22 protein-coding genes and 2 pseudogenes are annotated in these 21,174 nt (G+C 74.8%); 9 read left to right on the forward strand and 15 right to left on the reverse strand.

Annotated elements, in window-relative coordinates:
- The first annotated feature begins 191 nt into the window (after positions 1-191).
- Positions 192-767: a TetR/AcrR family transcriptional regulator gene (locus ACFW6P_RS17565; protein ID WP_386353160.1), complete on the forward strand. Its 576-nt coding sequence runs from the start codon at positions 192-194 to the stop codon at positions 765-767.
- Between the two features lie 79 nt (positions 768-846).
- On the opposite strand, the pseudogene ACFW6P_RS17570 reads toward ACFW6P_RS17565, so the two are convergent.
- Positions 847-1,115: pseudogene (locus ACFW6P_RS17570) on the reverse strand (LysR family transcriptional regulator); the annotation flags it as partial.
- A 75-nt stretch (positions 1,116-1,190) separates the two neighbouring features.
- Here ACFW6P_RS17570 and ACFW6P_RS17575 point away from each other — a divergent pair.
- Positions 1,191-2,381: a CaiB/BaiF CoA transferase family protein gene (locus tag ACFW6P_RS17575; protein ID WP_386424063.1), complete on the forward strand. Its 1,191-nt coding sequence runs from the start codon at positions 1,191-1,193 to the stop codon at positions 2,379-2,381.
- 8 nt (positions 2,382-2,389) lie between these two features.
- Here the strand turns inward: ACFW6P_RS17575 and ACFW6P_RS17580 are convergent, their stop codons facing one another.
- Complete coding sequence (locus ACFW6P_RS17580; RefSeq protein ID WP_386353154.1) at positions 2,390-3,034, reverse strand: phosphoribosyltransferase; 645 nt, start codon at positions 3,032-3,034, stop codon at positions 2,390-2,392.
- A 168-nt stretch (positions 3,035-3,202) separates the two neighbouring features.
- Here ACFW6P_RS17580 and ACFW6P_RS17585 point away from each other — a divergent pair, with 168 nt between their 5' ends.
- The 3 genes and pseudogenes from ACFW6P_RS17585 to ACFW6P_RS17595 form a co-directional block, all read left to right on the forward strand.
- Complete coding sequence (locus tag ACFW6P_RS17585; protein WP_386424065.1) at positions 3,203-3,655, forward strand: archease; 453 nt, start codon at positions 3,203-3,205, stop codon at positions 3,653-3,655.
- Positions 3,656-3,718: 63 nt separating this feature from the next.
- On the forward strand, positions 3,719-4,825 hold the full coding sequence (locus tag ACFW6P_RS17590; RefSeq protein ID WP_386424067.1) for a CapA family protein: 1,107 nt from the start codon (positions 3,719-3,721) through the stop codon (positions 4,823-4,825).
- A gap of 113 nt (positions 4,826-4,938) precedes the next feature.
- Positions 4,939-5,974: pseudogene (locus tag ACFW6P_RS17595) on the forward strand (MFS transporter); the annotation flags it as partial.
- A 184-nt stretch (positions 5,975-6,158) separates the two neighbouring features.
- Here the strand turns inward: ACFW6P_RS17595 and ACFW6P_RS17600 are convergent.
- Positions 6,159-6,587, reverse strand: a complete 429-nt coding sequence (locus tag ACFW6P_RS17600) for a VOC family protein (RefSeq protein WP_386353145.1) — start codon at positions 6,585-6,587, stop codon at positions 6,159-6,161.
- A 399-nt stretch (positions 6,588-6,986) separates the two neighbouring features.
- Between ACFW6P_RS17600 and ACFW6P_RS17605 the strand changes: the two genes are divergently transcribed.
- A complete protein-coding gene (locus ACFW6P_RS17605) occupies positions 6,987-7,178 on the forward strand; it encodes a hypothetical protein (RefSeq protein ID WP_386353142.1) in 192 nt (63 codons plus the stop codon).
- Between the two features lie 73 nt (positions 7,179-7,251).
- Entirely contained in the window at positions 7,252-7,626 is a 375-nt protein-coding gene (locus tag ACFW6P_RS17610; protein ID WP_386353140.1) for a peptidase M23, read from the forward strand.
- A gap of 72 nt (positions 7,627-7,698) precedes the next feature.
- On the opposite strand, the gene ACFW6P_RS17615 is transcribed toward ACFW6P_RS17610, so the two are convergent.
- Positions 7,699-7,872, reverse strand: a complete 174-nt coding sequence (locus tag ACFW6P_RS17615; RefSeq protein ID WP_386353137.1) for a hypothetical protein — start codon at positions 7,870-7,872, stop codon at positions 7,699-7,701.
- 48 nt (positions 7,873-7,920) lie between these two features.
- Here ACFW6P_RS17615 and ACFW6P_RS17620 point away from each other — a divergent pair, with 48 nt between their 5' ends.
- A complete protein-coding gene (locus tag ACFW6P_RS17620; RefSeq protein ID WP_386353135.1) occupies positions 7,921-8,070 on the forward strand; it encodes a hypothetical protein in 150 nt (49 codons plus the stop codon).
- 121 nt (positions 8,071-8,191) lie between these two features.
- Here the strand turns inward: ACFW6P_RS17620 and ACFW6P_RS17625 are convergent, their stop codons facing one another.
- The 3 genes from ACFW6P_RS17625 to ACFW6P_RS17635 all read right to left on the reverse strand — a co-directional run bounded on the left by ACFW6P_RS17625 (position 8,192) and on the right by ACFW6P_RS17635 (position 11,680).
- A complete protein-coding gene (locus tag ACFW6P_RS17625; protein WP_386353132.1) occupies positions 8,192-9,751 on the reverse strand; it encodes a protein kinase in 1,560 nt (519 codons plus the stop codon).
- Positions 9,748-10,551 (reverse strand): serine/threonine protein kinase, encoded by an 804-nt coding sequence (locus ACFW6P_RS17630; protein WP_386353129.1) that lies wholly within the window; start codon positions 10,549-10,551, stop codon positions 9,748-9,750. The genes ACFW6P_RS17625 and ACFW6P_RS17630 overlap by 4 nt, the downstream gene beginning before the upstream one ends.
- Before the next feature lie 184 nt (positions 10,552-10,735).
- On the reverse strand, positions 10,736-11,680 hold the full coding sequence (locus ACFW6P_RS17635; RefSeq protein WP_386353126.1) for a hypothetical protein: 945 nt from the start codon (positions 11,678-11,680) through the stop codon (positions 10,736-10,738).
- Positions 11,681-12,041: 361 nt separating this feature from the next.
- Here ACFW6P_RS17635 and ACFW6P_RS17640 point away from each other — a divergent pair, with 361 nt between their 5' ends.
- The gene (locus ACFW6P_RS17640; protein ID WP_386424069.1) at positions 12,042-12,491 is read left to right on the forward strand and encodes a spore-associated protein; all 450 of its coding nucleotides are present in this window, start codon (positions 12,042-12,044) and stop codon (positions 12,489-12,491) included.
- An 86-nt stretch (positions 12,492-12,577) separates the two neighbouring features.
- On the opposite strand, the gene ACFW6P_RS17645 is transcribed toward ACFW6P_RS17640, so the two are convergent.
- Genes ACFW6P_RS17645 through ACFW6P_RS17680 form a run of 8 tightly spaced genes read right to left on the reverse strand, consistent with a single transcriptional unit; the run spans position 12,578 to position 20,969 of the window.
- Positions 12,578-14,002 carry an NADH-quinone oxidoreductase subunit N gene (locus ACFW6P_RS17645; protein WP_386353121.1) on the reverse strand — a complete coding sequence of 475 codons (1,425 nt, stop codon included), beginning with the start codon at positions 14,000-14,002 and terminating at the stop codon, positions 12,578-12,580.
- A complete protein-coding gene (locus tag ACFW6P_RS17650; protein ID WP_386353119.1) occupies positions 13,999-15,504 on the reverse strand; it encodes a NuoM family protein in 1,506 nt (501 codons plus the stop codon). The genes ACFW6P_RS17645 and ACFW6P_RS17650 overlap by 4 nt, the downstream gene beginning before the upstream one ends.
- Positions 15,505-15,509: 5 nt before the next feature.
- Positions 15,510-17,426, reverse strand: a complete 1,917-nt coding sequence (locus tag ACFW6P_RS17655; RefSeq protein ID WP_386353313.1) for a proton-conducting transporter membrane subunit — start codon at positions 17,424-17,426, stop codon at positions 15,510-15,512.
- 5 nt (positions 17,427-17,431) lie between these two features.
- Positions 17,432-17,737 (reverse strand): NADH-quinone oxidoreductase subunit NuoK, encoded by a 306-nt coding sequence (locus ACFW6P_RS17660; RefSeq protein ID WP_386353117.1) that lies wholly within the window; start codon positions 17,735-17,737, stop codon positions 17,432-17,434.
- Positions 17,734-18,294 (reverse strand): NADH-quinone oxidoreductase subunit J, encoded by a 561-nt coding sequence (locus ACFW6P_RS17665; protein ID WP_386353114.1) that lies wholly within the window; start codon positions 18,292-18,294, stop codon positions 17,734-17,736. The genes ACFW6P_RS17660 and ACFW6P_RS17665 overlap by 4 nt, the downstream gene beginning before the upstream one ends.
- Positions 18,295-18,317: 23 nt before the next feature.
- Positions 18,318-19,247 carry a complex I subunit 1 family protein gene (locus tag ACFW6P_RS17670; RefSeq protein ID WP_386353111.1) on the reverse strand — a complete coding sequence of 310 codons (930 nt, stop codon included), beginning with the start codon at positions 19,245-19,247 and terminating at the stop codon, positions 18,318-18,320.
- A complete protein-coding gene (locus ACFW6P_RS17675; RefSeq protein WP_386353108.1) occupies positions 19,240-20,628 on the reverse strand; it encodes a hypothetical protein in 1,389 nt (462 codons plus the stop codon). The genes ACFW6P_RS17670 and ACFW6P_RS17675 overlap by 8 nt, the downstream gene beginning before the upstream one ends.
- Positions 20,619-20,969, reverse strand: a complete 351-nt coding sequence (locus ACFW6P_RS17680) for an NADH-quinone oxidoreductase subunit A (RefSeq protein WP_386353311.1) — start codon at positions 20,967-20,969, stop codon at positions 20,619-20,621. Before ACFW6P_RS17680 ends, ACFW6P_RS17675 begins: the two co-directional genes overlap by 10 nt.
- Positions 20,970-21,174 lie beyond the last annotated feature (205 nt).

Here is a 21,174-nt window from a genome sequence, read left to right on the forward strand (position 1 = left end):
GGTGGCGGTGCCGGTTCACGACCGTGCAGGATGCGGGGCGGACCGGCTGCGACGCGGCCGGCCGGGCTGTCCGCACGGACGGCACGCCGATACGATGAAACAAGCGGACAGTTGTCCGTTACCCGGAAACGTAACGAACAGCTGTCCGCTTAACAAGGGCCGGGTTTCGGCCACGACCGGGAGGAGGGCGAGTGCCGCAGAGGAAGGACGCTCCCCTGCGTTCGGACGCGCGGCGCAACCGCGAACGCATCCTGGAGGTCGCCGTCGTCGAACTGACGCGCGCGGCGGACGCCCCGCTCAGCGCGATCGCCAGGAAGGCGGGGGTCGGGCAGGGGACCTTCTACCGCCACTTCCCCAGCCGTGAGGCGCTGGTCCTGGAGATCCACCGGTACGAGATGCAGCAGGTGGCCGATTCCGCGGCGCCCCTGCTGGAGAGCCGGGAACCGGACCGGGCGCTGCGCGAGTGGATGGACCGCCTGGCGCGTTTCGCCATCACCAAGGCCGGCCTGGCCGACGCGCTGCGCCAGGCGACCAGCGCCCCGGGCAAGCCGAAACCTGGGCACGCCCCCGTGACCGAGGCGGCCGACCTGCTGCTCCGGGCAGCGGAGCGGGCCGGCTCCATCCGGCCCGGCATCACGGCGGACGACCTCTTCCTCGCGATCGGCGGCCTGTGGACCCTGGCCCCCGACGAGGACTGGCAGCGACGCGCCACCCGCCTGCTCGACCTCGTCATGGACGGACTGCGGGTGGGGGCGCGGGGCCGCTGAGACCGTCTCCCGCGTCCCGGACGGCACTCCGGCAGGGGCCCGGGAAGCGCCCCCGACGGCAGTCGGCCCGGCCGTCGGGTCAGGCGACCCCCGAGGCGGCCAGGTGCCGCGGTTCGTCCAGGGCCGCCGCGGTCGCCGGACGGGTGTGACCGCCCGCCCGGGTGCAGGTGAGGAGCTTGCGGTGGGGGTCGCCGGCGCGGCGGACCCGGGTGATCGGCAGGTGCGGGGGCAGTTGGCCAGGCGCGGGACGAGGGCGACGTCGAGCCGGTGGGCGACCAGGTGCGCGGTGGCGTTCCGGTCGTGGGCGCGGTGGACGACGTCGGGCGCGAGCCCGGCCCCACCGCCTGCACCCCTGCGCCCCTCCTGGGAGACACTGTGCGGGCGCCGTCCCCCGGCGGGGCACGAGGATCAGGAGCCTGAGGCATGAGCGTGCAGCGGTACCCCCTGTCCGGCGTCACGGTGGTCAGTCTGGAGCAGGCCGTGGCCGCGCCCTACGCGACCCGGCAGCTCGCCGACCTCGGGGCCCGGGTGATCAAGGTGGAGCGGCCCGGCGGCGGCGACTTCGCCCGCCGGTACGACACGACCGTGCACGGCCACTCCAGCTACTTCGTGTGGCTCAACCGCTCCAAGGAGTCCCTCACGCTGGACCTGAAGGACCCCCGGGGCCGGGAGGTGCTGCACGACCTCCTCGACGGCGCCGACGTGTTCGTGCAGAACCTCGCCCCGGGCGCCGCCGCCCGGCTCGGCCTGGACGCCGCCGCGGTCACGGACCGCCGCCCCCGGCTGATCCCGTGCACGATATCCGGCTACGGCACGACGGGGCCGTGGTCCGACCGCAAGGCCTACGACCTGCTCGTGCAGTGCCAGACCGGCCTGGTGTCCCTGACGGGCACCCCGGAGGGGACCGCCCGGACCGGCATCTCCGTCGCCGACATCGCCGCCGGGATGTACGCGTACAGCGGCGTCCTCACGGCCCTCTACACCCGTGCCGTCAGCGGCGAGGCCCGTCCCGTGGAGGTCTCCCTGTTCGAGGCGCTCGCGGAGTGGATGGGCCAGCCCGCCTACTACACGCGGTACGGCGGCACCCAGCCCCCGCGCATCGGCACCCAGCACGCCACCATCGCGCCGTACGGGACGTACCCGGCCGCCGACGGCGAGGAGGTGCTGTTCTCCATCCAGAACGAGCGCGAGTGGGCGGCCCTGTGCGCCGGCTTCCTCGGCCGGCCGGAGCTCATCGACGACCCGCGGTTCGCGACGGCCTCCGACCGGGTCGCCCACCGCGAGGAGCTCAACGCCGTCGTCGCCGGCCGCTTCGCCCGCTCGCCTTCCCACGAGATCCTCGAGGAACTGGAGGCCGTCGGCATCGCCTGCGCCGGGGTGAACGACGTCGCCGCGTTCCTCGGCCACCCCGTGCTGGCCGCCCGCGGCCGCTGGACCGAGGTCGGCGTACCGGGGGCCAGGGTGGAGGCGCTGCTCCCGCCGGCCGACCTGGGGGGCGTGCCGGCCCGCATGGATCCGGTGCCCGCGGTGGGCGAGCACACCGACGCGATCCTCGGCGAACTGGGCCGCACCGGCGAGGAGGTGGCGGCGCTGCGTGCGGACGGCGTCGTCTGAACGGGCTGTCAGAGCTGCACGTGGAGCGCCTCCAGCACGTCCTGGTCACTCACCTGGTCGAAGTCGCGGTACCACAGGCCCACGGCCATGAACGCGGCCGGCCGGTGCAGACAGACCACCTCGTCGGCCTCGGCCCGCAGCAGCTCGGCCCCCTCGGGCGAGCACACCGGCACGGCCAGCAGCACCCGCGCGGGCTCCCGGCGGCGGACGGCGCGCACCGCCGCACGGGCCGTGGCCCCGGTCGCGAGCCCGTCGTCGACGACGATCACGGTCCGCCCCCGCAGGTCGGGCGCGGGGCGGCCCCGCCGGTACAGCCTCTCGCGGCGGCGTACTTCCGCACGCTCCCGCTCGATGACGGGAACCAGGGCGTCCTCCCCGATACCCAGGTGCCGCAGGGTGTCCTGGTCGAGGAGCGGCACCTCGTCCGCGGCCATCGCCCCGACCCCCAGCTCCTCCTGGAAGGGGGCCCCGATCTTCCGCACCACGAGCACGTCGAGCGGCGCGTGCAGGGCGGCGGCCACCTCCCGCGCCACGGAGACCCCACCGCGCGGCAGGGCGAGCACGAAGGGATCGGGCAACGCCCCCTCACGCTGCCGCACACGCAGCGCCTCGGCCAGCTTCTCACCGGCCTGCCGGCGATCACGGAACCGCATGACGGTCACCTCCGCTTCCCGCACGAGGGCCGGAGCCTCGGTCCGGCATCCGCGTACCCCCCGGGCCGACGGCCGAAGCGCGCACGCCGCCCCCGCCCGGCGGACGAGTCCCTCCGACCGGCGCCTCGGGACCGGCATGGGTGCCGGAGTCCAGGGCAGGCGAACAGGATGTGTGGTGACGCGGGCGAGGGCGGGCAGCGGGAGGCGGGGGCGTGCGGGCATCGGGCGGTGTCCCGCCCGGGTGACATCCGGATCGAGGCGTGCGCGGCGTGCCGGGAGCGCTGTCTGGCGGAGGCGGTGCTGGGCATGGTCGAGTGCTTCGCCGACCTGTCCGGGGTGCGCCCCACCGCGGTGGACCGGGTCCGGCTGGGCGAGGCCAGCGACGACGACCTGCTCGCGACGCTGCTGGACGAGGTCACCTTCCGGCTGGAGGCGTACGGCCAGGTGCCGGTGGACGTGGGGGCGGACGAGGCGGACGGCGGCCTGGACGTCCGGCTGGCGGTCACCGGCCTCGCGGACGTGGAGATCACCGGGGCGGTCCCGACGGCGGGGGTGTGGGACCGTCTGCGGATCGGGCCGGATCCGTACGGGTGGTCGTGCTCGGTGCGCGTCGACGCCTGAGTCCTCACGGGGTTCCGGGCCGCGGGGCTCCTCCTGCGGACGCCGGACTCCTAGGGTGGAGGGGTGGGCGGCGAGGTCGTGACGCTGTTCCTGTGCGGTGACGTGATGCTCGGGCGCGGTGTCGACCAGATCCTGGCGCACCCCGGTGATCCGGCACTGCGGGAGGCGTACGTCGAGGACGCGCGGACGTATGTCCGGCTCGTGGAGTCGGTGTCCGGGCCGGTCCCCGTGCCCGCCGTGCCGTCCTGGCCGTGGGGCGAGGCACTGCGCGCACTGGACGAGGCCGGCCCCGACGCCCGGGTGGTGAACCTGGAGACGTCCGTGACGCAGTGCGGCACGTTCGCCCCCGGCAAGGAGATCCACTACCGGATGCACCCGGACAACCTCCCCACCCTGGCCGTCGCCCGGCCCGACGTGACGGTCCTCGCGAACAACCACGTCCTGGACTTCGGCCTCCCGGGCCTGCTGGAGACCTTGGAGGTGCTGGCCCGGGCCGGTCTGCGGACGGCGGGCGCGGGACGCGACGCCGAGGAGGCGTACGCGCCCGCCGCGGTGCCCCTGCCCGGTGGCCGCCGGCTCCTGGTGTCCGCACTCGGCACACCCTCCAGCGGGGTCCCGCCCGGCTGGGCGGCGACGGCGGAGCGTGCCGGTGTCGCGTTCCTGCCCGGCCTCTCGCCCAGCGCGGCCGACGCCGTGGTGCGGCGGTTCGCCGGCCGGGACGGCGACCTCCGCGTGGTGTCCGTGCACTGGGGCTCGAACTGGGGGTACCGCGTCCCCCGGGAGCAGGTGCGCTTCGCCCACGCCCTGGTCGACGGCGGCGTGGACGTCGTGCACGGGCACTCCTCGCATCACCCCCGGCCGCTGGAGGTCTACCGGGACCGGCTGATCCTCTACGGCTGCGGGGACTTCGTCGACGACTACGAGGGCATCTCCGGCTACGAGGAGTTCCGCGACGAGCTGCGGCTGGCCTACCTCGTGTCGGTCGAGGCGGACAGCGGGCGGCTGACCGGGCTGCGCATGGTGCCGTTGCGGGCGCGCCGGATGCGGCTGGAGCGTGCGCCCGAGGAGGACCGGGTGTGGCTGCGCGGGACGCTGGACCGGATCAGCGGCGGGGTGGGCCTGGTGCTGGACGCGGACGGTTCGCTGGTGCTGCCGGTGCGCGGCGGCTGAGGGCGGGGGCCGCACCGCCTCGGCCGGGGCGCACCCGGACGGCGGCCTCCCCACCGCATGTCCGGGGTCCCGCAGGGGTACTCCGGGGCGCATGACCGGCATGGAACTGCGCAGCAACGCGCGCGGTGGTGTCGGTTCCGCTCGGCCCGTGGGTGGAGGTGCGCCGCAAGCGGCCGGTGATGATCGCCACGGACGTGGTCCGGTGCGCGGTGCTGCTGAGCATCCCCGTCGCGTTCGCCCTGGACCGCTTGGGCTTCGCCCAGCTGCTGCTGGTGTCCGTGGCGGTCGCGGCGGCCGACATCACGTTCAACGCGGCGGCCGGGGCGTTCCTGAGACCTGCTGCCGCGGCGGGACCTGCTCCTCGCGAACGGGCGTTTCGAGGCGACGGCCTGGACGGCCGGCATGGTGGGGCCGCCGCTGGGCGGGGCCGCGATCGGGCTGCTCGGGCCGGTGACGACCGTGGTGGCCGACGCGCTGAGCTATCTGCTCTCGGCGGTGGGACTGCACGCGATCGGCGGGCCGGAGAAGCCCCCGCCCCACACCGAACGCGCCTCGGCCCGCCACCGGCCGGGTGACCTGCTCGCGGGCTGGCGGCACATCCTGGCCGACCCGGCCCTGCGTCCGCTGTTCTTCAACACGGTCCTGGTCAACGCCCTGATCATGGCGACCGCGTCCCCTCTCCTCGTCCTCATGGTCGACGACCTGCGCTTTGAACCCTGGCAGTACGCACTCGCCTTCGCGGTCCCCTGCACCGGCGGCCTGCTCGGCTCCCGGCTGGCACCCCGGCTGGTCACGCGGTGGGGCCGGCGGCGGGTGCTGCTCTCGGCGGGGGTGCTGCGCGCGTGCTGGCCGATCGGGCTGGCCCTCGTCGGCCCCGGACCGGCGGGGCTGGCCCTGGTGATGGTCGTCGAGTTCGGGCTGATCACCAGCTGCGGCCTGTTCAACCCGGTGCTGGCGACCTACCGCCTCGAACGGGTCCCGGCGGACCTCACCACCCGCGTCCTGGCCGCCTGGTCGGCCACCGGCAAGGCCACCACGGCCGCCGTGACGGCCCTGTGGGGGGTGCCGGCCGCTCTGATCGGCCCCCGCCGGGCCGTCACCCTCGCCGGCGCGCTCCTCCTCGCGACACCGCTCCTGCTCCCCCGCCGGACCAGGGCCGCCGACCGCCGGTCGCGCTGTTCCGGGCGTTCCCAGCCAACGGAGGAACGCCACGCACAGGGAGAACGCCACGGACCCGGGCAGGCCTCACAGCACCGCGCCTCACCGCCCCGGGTACCGGGCGTGGCCGGGACGAGGGCGCGCAGGCCCCACGCCCCGGTCGTCCGACGCCCGCTCAGACCGCCCCGGGCACGTCCTCGGTGACCCCGTTCAGGGGCGATGCCGGATCCGTGCCGTACGGGCGGGTGAGGATCTCCAGGCCGTGGCCGGCCGGGTCGGAGAAGTAGACGCCGCGGCCGCCGTCGTTGCGGTTGATACGGCTCGGGTGGTTGCCGTGCGGGTCGGCCTGGATGGGGATGCGGGCCTTCACCAGACGGGCGAGGGCCTCGCCGAACTCGTCCTCGGAGACGAGGAACGCGTAGTGCTGGACGGGGATGTCGCCGTCGATGGTGGCGAAGTCCAGGGTGACTCCGTTGGCGGTGGTCACCGGCAGGAACACCCCGCTCGGCGCCCCGACCTCCAACCCCAGGATCCCGGCGAGGAAATGAGCGGACTTCTCCCGGTCACGGGACAGGACGACGGTGTGATTCAACTCGACTGACACGGTGGAATGCCTCCACGGGCATCTTCGCGGCGCCTCCATGCCTCACCCTGCCGGTGACCGACACGCGATGCCGCGTTGTGGATCATAGACACCGGCCGGCGGCGACGTCAAGCGGTTTTCGGCCGTCCCGGGGCCCGCGGCCGGCCGCTCCCGCCTCCGCCGCCGCGCACACGATCCTGACAATTGTCAGGGACCGCGCCGCCCCTGGCCTCCCTACAGTTCTGAGCGTCGGCCACAGCGTCAGGGGGATCTCGACATGTCCGTTCGCATCACCGCCAACGCCGCGCTGGTCGGTGCCGGCGCGCTCGCACCGCTCGGCCCGCTCAGGCGGGGACGGCCTCCGCCGCCACCGCCGAAGAGGGGAGCGGCGCCCGTGTCCTGGCGGCGCCGTACGCGGTCGTGCCGTACGAGGCGGTCAACGTCAGTACCGGGCGCGGGACTTCCTACAGAAAGATCATCACGGTCCCGGCGGGCCGGCCGCTCGGCGCCTACGGCTGGACCCGGGGCGAGCGCATCACCGACCACGGCTACGGCAACGACGTCTGGGTGAAGCTCCTCAAGGGCGACGCCTACGGCGACCTGCCGGGCTAGGCACGCTGCTGAACCGGGCCGTGACCCGGCCCGACCACCTCATCCTCATCACCTTCCCACGGGGGACAGACACATGAAGCGACTGATCAGCCGTACCGCCCTGGGCCTCGCCGTGACCGCGCTCGCCGCCGGCGGGCTCGCCACCACGGCCCAGGCCACCCCGGCCGTCGCCACCGGCGGCGACCCGGCCCTCACCGATGTCTACGTCTGGGCCACCGACGTCAACCTGCGCCAGCAGCCGACCACCGACTCCCCGCGTCTCGCGGTTCGTTCGCAGTGGTGGGCGGACGCGGTCTGCCAGACGCAGGGCCAGACCGTGCACGACCCGGCCGTCGGCACCAACAACTGGTGGACCGCCGTCATGGAGTTCTCGGGCAGCGACATCGCCTGGGTGAACAACCTCTACATCCGGGGCGGCGAGAAGATCGCCGGCGTACCGGACTGCTGAGCCGTCCCTCTCGCGGCACCGCGGCGGATCACCGGTCTCCCGGTGGCCCGCCGCGGTGTCGTGGTGCGCGGCTCAGTACCAGCCGGTCGCTGCCAGGTCGTGGCCGTCGCAGGAGAGCAGGGCCCGCGAGACACGGCCGTTGAGGTTGTTGCCCATCTTCGTGTAGGCGTAGGTGATGCCCGGGTCGACGGTCTCGGAGACCCAGCCGTCGTTGCGGCCGACGCCGTCGTCGGAACGCTGCAGCACGGCCGCGCAGTTCTCCCGGGAGTTCTCGATCCGGGCGAACGAGCCGCAGTGCGCGGCCAGGAGGTCACCGTTCCGCCCTGCACCAACGACTGGTGGGGCTTCCTGCCCCAGTACGGCGGCTACGTCTCCAACAGCTACGTCAGCTCGCCGGGCGACCGGCTGCCGGACGTCCCGGACTGCGCCGCGCCGCAGCCGTGACGGAACGGGGGACGAGCGGTGGGCGGAGCCTGCACGGGCCCGCCCACCACTCGCGTTCGCGTCCCCCCTGGCCGGTGTCTCGGCCGGTCGACTGCCGGTCCTCACTTCCGGTGCGCGGTTCTCAGTCCTGGTACTCGGCGAGATACCTCAGCACCCGGTCCACGTGCGGCCGCACCCGCTCCGGGACCCCGCGCTCCTCGATGACCGTGCGGTCGCTCGTGCGGTAGCCGGCCGCGACCAGGGCGGGCAGGTCCTCCTTCGGCAGGCCGGCCTCCTTGAAGCGCTGGTCGAGCCAGCACACGTACCCGCTCATGGTGGCGATCGCGTCGGGCGGCGACATGTGGTCCTTGTCGCCGTCGCCGTCCCCGTCCACCGCCCAGGCGCGGAACACCGACGGCGTCCACATGGCGATGCCGTACTCGTCGCTCTGCGGCCGGGCGGCCTTCGCGTCGAAGCCGCTCTCCGCCTTGACCAGCGCGGCGAGCAGGGCGGGGGTGATCTCCTCGTCGGTGCAGCGGTGGGCGGCGCGGGTGATGACCGAGCGCAGCGACCGCGGTACGTCGGAGTCCGCCCGGAGCTCACCGGGTGCGGTGCGGCGGGTGCCGTCACCACGGGAGGCGGGGGTGGCCCGGCCGCGGTCGCCGGCCTGGCTGTCGCCGCCGCCGAGCAGGGCCACCCCGGCGACGGCCGCCGCGGTCAGGACGACGAGCCCCGCGGCGGCGACGGCCGGCACCCGGCGCCGTCGGCGGGGGGCCGGGTCCCGGTTCAGGTCCTCGACCCGGGCGGCGACGGCGTCCGCCGTGTGGGGCAGGCGGGCGGCGTGGTCCGGTGCCAGGCAGTCGGCGATCAGCCGCCGAAGGTCGTCGCCGAGACCGGCGTCGAGCCGCAGGGGCACGGTGCCGCGGGCGTAGGTCTGGGCGGCGAGCGAACGGGCCCGGGCCGTGGCGCCCGGGAAGGGGTGCAGACCGCCGGTGAGGACCTGGTGGGCGAGCACGCCGAAGGCCCAGATGTCGGCCGTGGCACGTACGACGGCGCCCTGGGTGCCGGTCCGCTGGGACCACCACTCGGGCGGGAGGTGGTCGAGCGTGCCGAGCGGCGGCATGTGGGCGTGGGTGCCGTCGAGTTCGGTGGCCAGCCCGAAGTCGGCCAGCCGCACCCGCCCGTCGGGGCCGAGGAGCACGTTGGCGGGTTTCAGGTCGCCGTGCACCCAGCCGCGGGCGTGCATGTGGGCGAGTCCGGCGGCGACACCGCGCAGGATCCGCCCGGCGCCGTCGACCGGGACGCCCGTCCCGGTGGCGTCGAGCGCGTCCTTCAGGCTGGTCTCGGCCCGGTCCATGACGAGCGCGATCGCCCCGTCCAGGTCGGGCAGTCGGGGTGCGTCGACGGTGCACACGGCGTGGGTGCGGACGAGATGGGGGTGGTCGGCCTCGGCGCTGAACCGGACCTCGCGCGCGACGAGTTCACCGAGCGCGGTGCGCTGGCCCGGGCCCATGGAACCGGTGGGCAGCACCTTCACCGCCGCGGGTGTGCCGTCGGCGACCGCGCGGGCCTCGTACACGGTCCCCCAGCCGCCGGAGCCGATGACCGCGCCGACCTCCCAGCCCTCGATGCGGAAGCCCACCGGCAGGCGCGGCCGGGGCGCCTCCAACTGCTCGTGCTCCGCGCCGGGTCCGGACGTCATGCTCCGGCCTCCTGCACAGCGACCCGGCCGGCGCCGCGCGGGGGCAGCAGGGCGAGGTGCTCCTCGCGCACCAGGCCGAAGCGCAGGGCGACGGAGGCGAGCCGGGTGCGCTTGGCGCCGGTGCGGGCTGCGTCGGCTCCGGGCGCGGCCTCCTCCCCGAGGTCCAGGCGCAGTTTGGCGAAGGCGAGGTAGTCGATGTGGTAGTTGACCGCCGAGCGGGTCAGGTCCCGGCAGGAGTCCAGGGGCCGCAGCCGCTCCACGATCTGCCCGACGCCGGGCAGCGCGGAGTCGGAGGGGTCCCGCAGCCGGGGTTCGCACAGGGCCACCAGGACGAGGAAGTACTTCGACGTGGGGTCCAACGCGAAGGGGTGGACGGTCTGTTCACCACCATCCGGCGCGGACCCCTCCCCGAGATAGGCGTGCTGGGGCGCGAACACCTTGAAGGTGGCGGTGCCGGACAGGGCCGGCAGCACCACCCGGGAGAACTCGAACGGCACGGGCGCCGCGAGCCGTCCGGGCGCGACGGTGAGGTACTCGCCGGCCCCTTCCAGGTTCTCCACGACGTACGAGACGCTGCGGCTGAAGTTGGACAACCGCCAGTAGTCACCGGCCGCTTCCAGCTGCCCGGCCCGGCGGGAGACGCCCGGGTCGGTCAGGACGATGCCCACCCCCGTGCCGCCGGTCGCGCCGCGGCCGAAGTCGGCGAGGTCCCCCGGGCCCAGATGGATCAGTTCGGGACTGCCCTTCTCCACCGCACCCCACGGTGCGGGACCGGGCAACTGGACGATGATCGTTTCCACGCGGACTCCCCCGCTGCTGACGCCCCCGATTTGGTCGCCAGGATTGTAGGGCGGATTCCGCTTCCCGCGGAGGCGGCGGGGCCGGGCCCGGCGGCGTTTCCGCCGCACGACCCGGGGCCACCACAAGTGCCCGAACTCCCGCCAGGGGCAGGCCGGTCGGGCATCCTCCGGTCTTCGGCCCGGCTCAGCCGCCGAGGCAGATGACGAGCAGGCAGAGCTCCTTCGACGGGGAGTCGGAGGGGGACGTCGCGGGCGGAGGGGGGTCCGCCTCGGGCGGCGGGGTCGTGGAGTCCGCGGGCGGCTGCGCGTCCGCACCGGAGACGGCGACCGGCGCTGGCGCCTGTTCCTCCGGCTTCGACGCGGCCGCGCCGCTGTCGAGGGGGGCGGTGTCGACGGTGCCGCTCCGCGGCGGGCTGGTCAGCGGCAGCTCGCGGGGCGCGGTGGCCGTGCCGGTCCGGGTGTCGGCGGGGGTGGTGCGCGGGTCGGCGTCCCTGGACCGCTGGTGACGCGAGGTGTGACCGGTCTGCGGCGGCTCGGTGGGGGTGGGGGAGGCGGACGGGGTGTCGTGCCGCGGCGGGGGCGGTGCCTCGTCGGGGTCGGCCTGGTCGCCCGCGCCGCCCATGGGGCGGTCCCCGGGGGTGGCGGCCGCCTGCGCGCCCGGGCTCGCGTTGCCGTTCATCGCGCTGACGGTCAGACCGCCCCCGACGAGCGCGACGGCGGTCGCGACCACGGCGCGGCGCTGGTTCCTCTTCCAGCGGGCCATCTGCCGCCGCCGCGCGGCCCGCCCCTCCGGGCGGGCCCGGTAGCCCTCGCGTGCGTCGGCGTCGGGGGCGTCATGGCCGGCGGAGGGGCCGAGAGGCGGCGAGGGCTCGTGGGCGTCGGGTGCGGCGAATGTGACGGGTGCCGGCCGCGTCCCGGCGCGGAGGCCGTCCCACACGGTCCCGTCGTGCCAGGTGCCGGTGCCGGCCGGGTCGTCCCCGGCCGCCGTTCCGCCCGAGACCGGGGCGGGCGTGGCGGCCGGGCCGGGACGGTCGACGGCACCGGGGTCGATGTCCGGGGCGTAGGCACCGCACCCCGGGCAGACCAAGGCGCCGTTGAGGTGCCGACGGCACGAGGAGCAGTAGTCCATGTGTGGTCTTCCCGATCTGGCTGTTCGGGCGGCTCGGCCGCCGCCTGGTCACGTTCGCACGTGGGATCGAGCCGTAACGCTAACGAGACTTCGGCGGGGCCGTGTGCAGCCCGTGTGACACCCCTGCGCAGATCCCCTGGATCTCACGTGTGCCATGGGCGACTCGCGCGTAAAGCCCGCGCGGTCTGGGGATACAGGCCCGTTCATCCGCGGTCCACGGCCGGGCGCCCGAACCACCACCAAGGCCGCCTCCGACGTTCGACTGCCCTACGGAGCAAGCAATGCGGCGCACAACCCTTTGCCCACCCCGCGGGTCGAACCCCGCAGGAGCAACCACCTCGAAGAGTTGCAAGGGGGACATATGACAATCACCCGTTCCGTACTGGCCGGCTCGGCCGTGGCCGCGCTGTCGCTGGGGACCCTGACCACCCTGGCGTCGCCCGCCTCCGCCGCGCCGAACACCACGCCGCAGAAGGTGTGCGGCAGCGCCTACAGGACGGTCAACTCGGCGGCCGTCGGCTCGCTGGGGACCGTCTACCTGACCTACAACGCCTCCAACGGCCAGAACTGCGTCGTGACCATCCGCAGCAATCCGGGCGCGGCCGTGAACATGTCCGCGTGGATCTACGTCCCGGACACCGAGGAGAACCACTACGACGAGGGCCTGTTCACGTCGTACGCCGGACCGACGTACGTGCACGGCAAGGGGCACTGCGTGGACTGGGGCGGCAGCATCGGCACCACCCACGTCCAGGTGTACGGCTCGAACTGCGGCTCCCTGAAGGAACACCGGGTCACCTTCACCCGCTGACCCCTCCGGCCGGCCACCCCGCTCCCCCGCCGCTCGGTCGCGGGGCCGGGGTGGTCCGGTCCCGCCGTGCGGCCGGGCCGGCGCGGTCAGGGCAGGAGAGCCCCCGTGGTGAGGGGAAGGACCGCGCCGCCCGCGAGCCCCAGGGCGAGGGAGGCCGTCGCGGCGGTGTACGCGGTGACCGCGGACCAGCGGCCCGCGACGCCGTGGACCTGGACGGGTGCCGCGCCGTGAGCGGGGAGGAAGAGGGGACCCAGCCAGCGCAGGTAGTAGAACAGCGACGCCACGGTGTTGGCGACCGCGACGGCGGCGAGCCAGGTGAGGCCGCCGTCGACGGCGGCGGTGAACACCTGCAGTTTGCCGAGGAAGACCGCGGTGGGCGGGGTGCCGAGCAGACCCAGCAGGCAGACCAGGAGCACGGCGGCCAGGGCCGGGCGGCGGCGGGCCAGTCCGCGGTAGTCGTCCAGGGTGCGGGCGTGCGGCAGTTCCGTGACGACGGCGAAGGCGCCGAGGTTGGTCACGGCGTAGGCGGCCAGATAGAACAGCAGTGCCCGCTGGGCGAGTTCGCTGCGGGTGGCCACGGCGAGCGCCATGAGCAGGTAGCCGACCTGGCTGATGGCGGAGTACGCCAGCAGGCGTCGGACGGACGTCTGGAAGAAGGCCCCGAGGTTGCCCAGCGTCATGGAGGCGGTAGCGAGGATCGCCAGCAGCAGGGGCCCGTTGACGTCGGTTGCGGGCAGCGCCTGGTGGAGCAGCCGGAACCCCGCGACGAGTCCGCCGATCTTGGGCAGGGTGGTGACGTACGCGGCGACCGGAGCGGTGGCCCCCTCGGTGACGTCGGGCAGCCAGAAGTGGGCGGGCACCCCGCCGATCTTGAACAGCAGCCCGGCCAGGACGGCGACGAGACCGACGGCGACCAGGCCGTACGGGGCGCCGGGCAGCGCCTCGCGCAGGTCCCCGTAGCGGGTGGCCCGTCCGGCGCCGTGGAGCAGGGCGACGCCCGCGAGCATGGTCGTGCCGAGCAGGGCGCCCAGCAGGTAGTACTTCAGCGCGGCTTCCGTGCCGGCGCCGTCCTTGGCGAAGCCGGCGAGCGCGTAGGCGGGGATGCTCGCGAGCAGATGGCCGGCGAAGAGCGTCAGCAGGTCGACCGCGCCGATCAGGGCGAGGGTCCCGGCGCCGGTCAGGAGCAGCAGGACGTAGTACTCGGCCTCCCGCCGCTGCCCACGCACCTCCTCCACGGACATGCCCAGCACCAGCAGCAGCGCGCCGAGCACGACGAGGCGGCCGACGCCGGTGGCGGTGTCCACGGCGAACGCGCCGGAGAACACGGTCCGTTCGTCGTCACCCGCCATGCCGGACGCGGTGGCGGCCAGGCCGGTGGCGCACGCCGTGGCGGCCAGTACGCCGACGGTCCACTGGCGGCGTCGGGGCAGCCACCCGGCGGCGAGCAGGCCGAGGACGGCCGCCGTGGTCAGGGCGGTCTCCGGCAGGAGCGCGACCAGGTCGTCGTTCACCGGGCGACCAGGTCCACCAGGGTGCGGCTGGCCGGTTCGATCACGTCCAGCAGGAACCGCGGCAGGACGCCGATGAGCAGGGCGAGCGCCAGCAGCGGGGCGACGGCGGCGGTCTCCGTGCCGGCGAGGTCGGGAAAACCGCCCGTGCGCACGGTGGGCGGCAGGCGGACCGGTCCGAGGAGCATCTGACGCAGGGCGCGCAGGAACAGCGCGGCGGTGAGGAGGATGCCGGTCAGGGCGGTGGCGGTGGCCACGGCCTGGGAGGCGAGGCTGCCGGTGAAGATCTGGAACTCGGCGACGAACCCCGAGAAACCCGGGATGCCGAGGCCGGCGAAGGCAGCGAGGGCGGTCAGCGCCGCGAACCGGGGGGAGGGCGCGGCCAGACCCGAGTAGGCGTCGATGGCGTAGGTGCCGGCCCGGTCGTACAGCACCCCGGACAGCAGGAACAGCGCCCCGGTGATCAGGCCGTGGCTGACCATCTGGACGACGGCGCCGGTGACGGCCAGCGAGCGGGCCTGGGCGTCCGTCCCGGCGAGCATCCCGGCGGCGCCGACGGCGAGGATGACGTACCCCATGTGGTTGACGGAGGTGTAGGCGATCATGCGTTTGAAGTCCGTCTGCCCGAGGGCGACGAGCGCCCCGTAGACGGCGGAGACCGCGCCGACGACGAGGAACACCACGGCGTACTCCCGCCAGGAGCCGGGCAGCAGCGGCATGGCGATCCGGACGAACCCGTAGGTGCCCATCTTCAGCAGCACTCCGGCGAGGATCGCGGAGCCGGCGGCCGGGGCCTCGGTGTGGGCCGGGGGCAGCCAGGTGTGGAAGGGCACGGTCGGCGTCTTCACCGCGAGTCCGGCCCCGACGGCGAGCAGCACCAGGGCGGCGTAGGTGCCGTGCCCGGCCAGCGGGTCGGCGCGCGCCAGGTCGACGAGGTCGAAGGTGTGCGGGTCGGCGGCCAGGTACAGGCCGATGAAGCCCAGCAGCAGGGCGAGAGAGCCGACGAAGGTGTAGAGGAAGAACTTCAGCGCCGCCGCCCGCGCCCGCTCGCCGTGGCCCCAGCCGGCGATCACGAAGAACATGCCGACGATCGACAGGTCGAAGAAGAGGAAGAACAGGATCAGGTCCTGGGCGACGAACAGCCCGAGGCAGACGGTCTGCAGGAACAGGAACAGGCAGACGTACGACCGCACCCGGCGCCTCCCGCGCAGCGCGTGGACGGCGACGGCGAGGAACAGCACACAGGTCATGGCGACCAGCGGCAGGGACAGGCCGTCGACGCCGACGTGGTAGCCGACGCCGGCCGTCGGCATCCAGCGGGCCCGCTGCTCGTACTGCAGGCCGCCGCCCGCGTCGAAGTCCGCCCACAGGGCGATCACCAGCGCCAGGTCGGCGGTGGCGACGGCGATCCACGTCCGGGTGAAGACCCGTGCCGGCACGCCCGGGGGGACGAGCAGCAGCAGGACGCAGGCCGCGAGCGGCAGGAAGGTGACGACGGTCAGCACAGGGATTACCTCACCAACAACACGATCAGGGTCAGTACCGCGAAGCCGGCCGCGGCCTGGGCGTAGTACTGGTGCAGCAGGCCGGTCTGGGGGCGCCGTGCCCACCGCCCGAGCCGGCGGGCGCCCGCGGCGACGGAACGCACGAGCGCGTCCAGACCGCCGTCGTCCAGCCGTCCGGCGGACCGTCCCAGGGCCGCACCACCGTGTGCCGTCCGCCGCACGGCCGCGTCGAGGCCGTCGTCGTCCAGCCGTACGGCGAGCCGGGCCGCGGTCGCAGCACCGCGCGCGGTCCGCCGTACGGCACCGTCCACGATCCGGTCGTCGAAGGCCGCCGAGGTGCTCGCCAGGCTGAGCACCGGGCGGACGAGGACGGTGTGCGCCGCCCGTTCCAGGTGCAGCCAGTCACGGGCGAACCGCCGTGCCGGGCCGGGGAGGCGCACGTGTGCCGGCCACCACCGGGCGAGCGCCGCCGCGGCGAGCACGACGGCCGCGGACAGGACCGTCTCCCAGGGGCGCGGGGACGGTTCTCCGGCGGAGCCGACGCTCTCGCGCAGCCAGGCGGCGGGACCGGGCAGCGCCAGAACGCCCAGGGTGGCGGCACCGAGGGCGAAGGGGATCAGCGGCCACCGCATCCCGGCGGGCGCGGGCCGCACCGCTCCGGTGTGAGCGGGGGCCAGCACGTACCACAGGGTCTTCGCGCCGTACACGGCGGCGACCGCGGCCGCCGCGAGCCCGACCCCGTACAGCGCGCCGCTCTCGTGGCGTGCGGCGGCGAGGACCTCGTCCTTGGTGGCCCACAGCGACAGCGGCGGCAGACCCGCCAGGGCGAGGGCGCCGACGGTGAAGCAGGCCCCGACCCACGGCTGGGCGCGGGCGGCGCCGCGCAGTTCGCCGAGCCGCTGGGTGCCCAGCACGGTCAGCCACGCCCCGGCGCACAGGAACAGCCCCGCCTTCACGGCGGCGTGCGCGACGAGCTGGGCGGTGCCGCCCGCCACGCCCGCGCTGCCGGCGGCCAGCACGATGAAGCCGATCTGGGCGCTGGTGGAGGCCGCCAGCAGTTGCTTGAGGTCGCGCTGCGCCACGGCCACCACTCCGAGGACGAGGGCGGTGGCGGCTCCCGTCCAGGCGACCAGCGGCCCGGCCCAGCCGGTGGCCGACAGCAGCGGCTCGGTCCGCAGCAGCAGATACCCGCCGGCGGCGACCATGGCGGCCGAGTGCAGCAGAGCCGAGACGGGGCCGGGGCCCTCCATGGCCCGCGACAGCCAGAAGGAGAACGGGAGTTGTGCGGACTTGCCCAGGGCCGCCGCGATCACCCCCGCGGTGACCAGGTGCAGCCACGGGCCGTCCGTGCCCGGCAGCGCGTCCAGCCGCAGTGTTCCCGCACCGCCCGCCAGAGCGGCCCCGGCCGCGAGGTACAGGCCGAGGTCGGCGGTACGGGTGGTCAGGAACGCCGTGTCAGCGGCCCGCACACGGTGCCGCTCACGCCACCGGAAGCCGATGAGTGCCCAGCTGGTGGCGCCCATCACCTCCCACGCCATCAGCAGCAGCGGCAGCGTGGTCGCGGTGACGGTCACCAGCATGGCCCCGGCGAACAGCAGCAGCAGGCCGAGGAAGCGGCTCGCGTCCGCCGCCCGGCCGGACTCGGCGGCGGAGTAGGCCAGGACGCACAGGGTGACGGCGGCCACCGTGACGACCAGCACCGCGGACAGGCCGTCCACGCGCAGCCCGGCGCGCATCCCGGCGAACAGCGGAGCGCTCACCGAGGGCCGTCCGGCCGCCACCGCGACGGCGATCCCCAGTACGGCCGCGCCCACCGCCGGTCCCACGGCGGGCGCGTACCGGCGGCCGGCCCGCCCGGCCACCGCGAGGACGGCTCCGGCACCGAGCGGCACCGCGATCAGCAGCCACAGCAGCACGCCCACCGGGCTCACCCCTTCAGGTCCTCGGCCATGTCGGTCGTGTCCACCTGCCGGGCCCGGTAGATCGCCGTGGTGACGGCGAAGCCGGCCGCCATCTCCACGGCCATCGCCACCACCGCCGCCACCACGACGACCTGCCCGCTCGCGGCGGAGGGAGCGAGGTGGTGCCAGAACGATGCGGCGGCGACGATCACCCCGCCGATCATCAGCTCGATCCCTATCATGACCATGACGATGGACTGCTGGGACAGTGCTCCGAACAGGCCGACGCAGAACAGTCCCGCACCCAGCGTCAGGACGATCTCCAGGGTCACCGGCCCACCCCTCCGCCCGCCGGGTCGCGCGGCGGGCGCTGGTCGAGGTCGTCGCCGAAGCGGTCGTAGCGCCCCCGGTGAGTGGCCAGGAGGACGGTGGCGAGCATGGTGGCCAGCAGCGCCACCCCGAGCACGATCATGGTCAGCATCTGGTCGGCCATCAGCGACTCGCCGAGCTGGAAGGTGGTGTCGGCGGGCGGCGCGCCCGTGCGGCGCGGCCAGGGCACCAGCCAGATCCCGGCCGTCAGCGCCGTGAAGAGGGCGATGCTGACGGCGAGCGCGCCGCGCCGGTTGTGCAGCATCGACATCGGCATCAGCCCGGCCGGGTTCATCATGTACGCGATCATGAAGACGGCCATGATCACCATCTCCATGACCATCATCAGCACGATGACCACGCCCAGGTAGGGCAGCCCGAGGACGGCCACCGCACCGCCCACGCACACCAGCGAGCCCAGCAGGGCGAAGGTGACCCGGGCCATCGAGTCGCAGGTGAACACCAGGACGGCCCCGGTCAGGGCGAGGACGCCCAGCACCCAGAAAAGGACCGTCGCCACGGTCACCACCTTCCTCGAGGGGACTATCGGTTGAGCACGACCAGCGCCACGACCAGCGCCTGAAGGATCGTCAGCGGCACCAGCACCACCCAGGCGAGCTCCATGTACCGGTCGGCGCGTACGGCCGGCAGGGCCCGGCGGACCCACACCAGCAGGGCCAGCACGGCGAGCGTCTTCAGCAGCGACCAGGCCCAGGCGGGCAGCCCCGGCCCCGCGCCGCCGCCGAGGAACAGGGGCACCGCCATCGCCGAGCCGGCGGCGAGCCACAGCAGGCGGCCCGCCCGCAGCAGCAGCCGGTCCACGCCGGCCGTCTCGCCGAGCACACCGCCCGCGAGGTCGGCGCCCGCCGGATACGCGAACGGGCCGACGAAGCTGAACGCCAGCACCCCGCCGAGGAACACGCCGAACGCGACCGGCATCCACACCGCGTACCACAGCCCCTGCTGCGCGGCGACGACGTCCCCCACGCGCAGCGACTCCGCGCCGGTCGCCGGCGCGATGAGGGCGAACATCAGCGGCAGTTCGTAGGCCAGGCCCTGCGCGAGGAAGCGGTAGCCGCCGACGAGGGAGAACGCCGCGTTCGGGCCCCACCCGGCCAGCCACAGCCCCGCCCAGGTGAGCACCTCCATGGCGTTGAACCACACCACGCCCACCGCCGGATCGGCGAGGGCCCGGTTCCCGAGCGGGACGACCAGCACGGACATGACCGCCGCGACCGGCACGGTCAGCACGCCGAGCCGCCACAGCAGCAGATCCGGGGCCGGTGTCCGGCGGGGCTGGGCGAGCAGCGCCCGCGGCACGTCCAGCAGCGGGCGCAGCGCCGCCGCGGCCGTCACCGGCCGGCCCGCCCGTCCGGCGGCCAGCAGCGCGTCCCCGGCCACCGCCGCCACGGCGTACAGCAGCAGGAGGGCGGGGGCGAGGAGCAGCCCCCACCAGCGCGCGGTGTCAACCACCGGCCACCTCCCGTACGGGGACGGCGAGTTCGTCGGGGTCCGGGTCGAGACTCGCCACGATCAGCCGGGCCGCCGCGAGTTCCGCGCCGTCGAGCAGCCGGGGCAGCAGACGCACCAGGGCGGCCGACGACTCCGGCCCTCCGCGCGGGCCCTCCTCACGGCCGGGCTCGAGCGGGGAAGGATCGCCCAGCCGGGCCAGGTCGCGTTCCACCTCGGCGAGCCACTGCCGGTAGCGGGCCGGTACGTCCCCGTCCGCCCGCGCCGCGGGCCCGCTCACCCCGGCGGCGCCGGCGTCCGCCGCGGACAGGGTCCCGAGGCCGCGCGTCAGCCAGTACAAGGTGCGGGAGCGGCCCACCCGCCGGGTGAACCGCCCCAGCCGTCGCGGCAGTTCCTCCTCCGCGAGCCCGTCGAGGAGGTCGTCCCGCAGGCGCCGCGCCGCGACGGCCTGCGCGGGCCAGCCGGCCACCGCCAGCAGTCGTCCCAGACTGTCCAGACGCGCGGCGGCCCGTCGCCGCGCCGCCTCCCCGGCGGTGACCGGTTCCCCCGCGGCGGCCCGCTGCCAGGGCCGGGTCCAGAACGGTGCGGGCGGTGGCGTGCCGGGGGCGGGGGTGACCGGGCCGTCCACGGTGGCTTCCTGGACGACGTCGCCCTGCAACGTCAGCCGGACCGTCAGACCGGCCGGCCAGTCGGCGAGCAGCGGCCCGAGCGGTACGTGCAGCCGGTCGAGCGTCAGGCCGTCGCGGTCGGGCCCGACTTCGGCCATGGGAAGACCTGCGGGCAGGTCCATGCCGCCGTGGCCTTCGCGTCTGCCGCCGTGGCCTTCGCGTCTGCCGCCGTGGCCTTCGCGTCTGCCGCCGTGGCGTTCGTGTCCGCCGCCGTGGCCCTCGTGCCGACCGCTGTGCCCTTCTTGCCCGCCGCCCTGCTCCCCGCTGCCTTGGCCCTGGTGCCCGTGGCCGTTTCCCTCACGCCCACCCTCGTGCCGCTCACCGGGCTCACGGTGGCCTTCGCCGGAGATGTCGGCGTCGCGGGGCTCGACCGTGTCACCGCCAGCCCTCCCGGCGGCGCGCGGGGGACGCGCCGCCAGCCGCGTACGCGCCGCCGAAAGAGCCGCGGTCACGTCCGACGGCGTGTGCGCGTCCGCGCGGGCCCGTGGCGCGGGCGTGTCCCGCCACAGCCGGTCCACCGCCGCCGACAGCGCGGGCGGGACCGGCCCCGCCACAAGGAGGACGTCGGCCTCCGCGGGGGTGAGCGCCGAGGGGAAGTCCTGGAGCCGCAGCTCCCGCTCGGCCGCCAGCCGTACGTCCGTGGCGCCCGGCATCGGCAGCAGCAGGACCCGGGGACGCCCGGCGGCGGCGCGCACGAGCAGCCTGGTCAGGTCCATCGCAGGGCGCCCTCCCGCCAGGCGTAGACCACCCCGGCCAGCAGGATCGCGAGGAAGACGAACATCTCGACCACGGCACTGGGACCCATCGTCGAGACGACCCGGGTCCAGGGGTACATGAAGACCATTTCCATGTCGAACGCGAGGAACAGCATCGTCACCGCGTACCACCGCACGTGGAACCGGCTGACCGCATGCTCACCCGGTTCCAGGCCCGACCCGAACGGCGCGGCGGCCAGCGGCTCCCGGACCACCCGCATGGCCCAGGCCGCCCCGTACAGCGCGAGGATCACGAGTCCCGTCGCACCGAGCAGGGACAGGCCCGCGACGACCCCGCTCACCACGGCCCAGCCCCGGTCCTCACGAACGGCATGCGCCCCACTCCTTCCCACCTCGTGGAGTTGCGGGGTTACCCCCCGGACGCATGCCCGAACCGGATGTTCCGCCGTCCTGAGGACGTCCCGAACGGGATGTTCCGCCGTCCTGAGGACGTCCCGAACGGGATGTTCCGCCGTCCTGAGGACGTCCCGTCGTACGGTCCGGCCC

This window comes from Streptomyces sp. NPDC058741, assembly GCF_042746715.1.
In the GTDB taxonomy this organism is placed as follows: Bacteria; Actinomycetota; Actinomycetes; order Streptomycetales; family Streptomycetaceae; genus Streptomyces.

What these genes read in the sequence shown, in the direction of transcription:
- ACFW6P_RS17675 (WP_386353108.1), bottom strand. Translation starts at nt 20,628, where the DNA reads ATGGACCTGACCAGGCTGCTCGTGCGCGCCGCCGCCGGGCGTCCCCGG.
- ACFW6P_RS17580 (WP_386353154.1), bottom strand. Translation starts at nt 3,034, where the DNA reads ATGCGGTTCCGTGATCGCCGGCAGGCCGGTGAGAAGCTGGCCGAGGCG.
- ACFW6P_RS17575 (WP_386424063.1), top strand. Translation starts at nt 1,191, where the DNA reads ATGAGCGTGCAGCGGTACCCCCTGTCCGGCGTCACGGTGGTCAGTCTG.
- ACFW6P_RS17635 (WP_386353126.1), bottom strand. Translation starts at nt 11,680, where the DNA reads ATGGACTACTGCTCCTCGTGCCGTCGGCACCTCAACGGCGCCTTGGTC.
- ACFW6P_RS17640 (WP_386424069.1), top strand. Translation starts at nt 12,042, where the DNA reads ATGACAATCACCCGTTCCGTACTGGCCGGCTCGGCCGTGGCCGCGCTG.
- ACFW6P_RS17610 (WP_386353140.1), top strand. Translation starts at nt 7,252, where the DNA reads ATGAAGCGACTGATCAGCCGTACCGCCCTGGGCCTCGCCGTGACCGCG.
- ACFW6P_RS17585 (WP_386424065.1), top strand. Translation starts at nt 3,203, where the DNA reads ATGTGTGGTGACGCGGGCGAGGGCGGGCAGCGGGAGGCGGGGGCGTGC.
- ACFW6P_RS17625 (WP_386353132.1), bottom strand. Translation starts at nt 9,751, where the DNA reads ATGACGTCCGGACCCGGCGCGGAGCACGAGCAGTTGGAGGCGCCCCGG.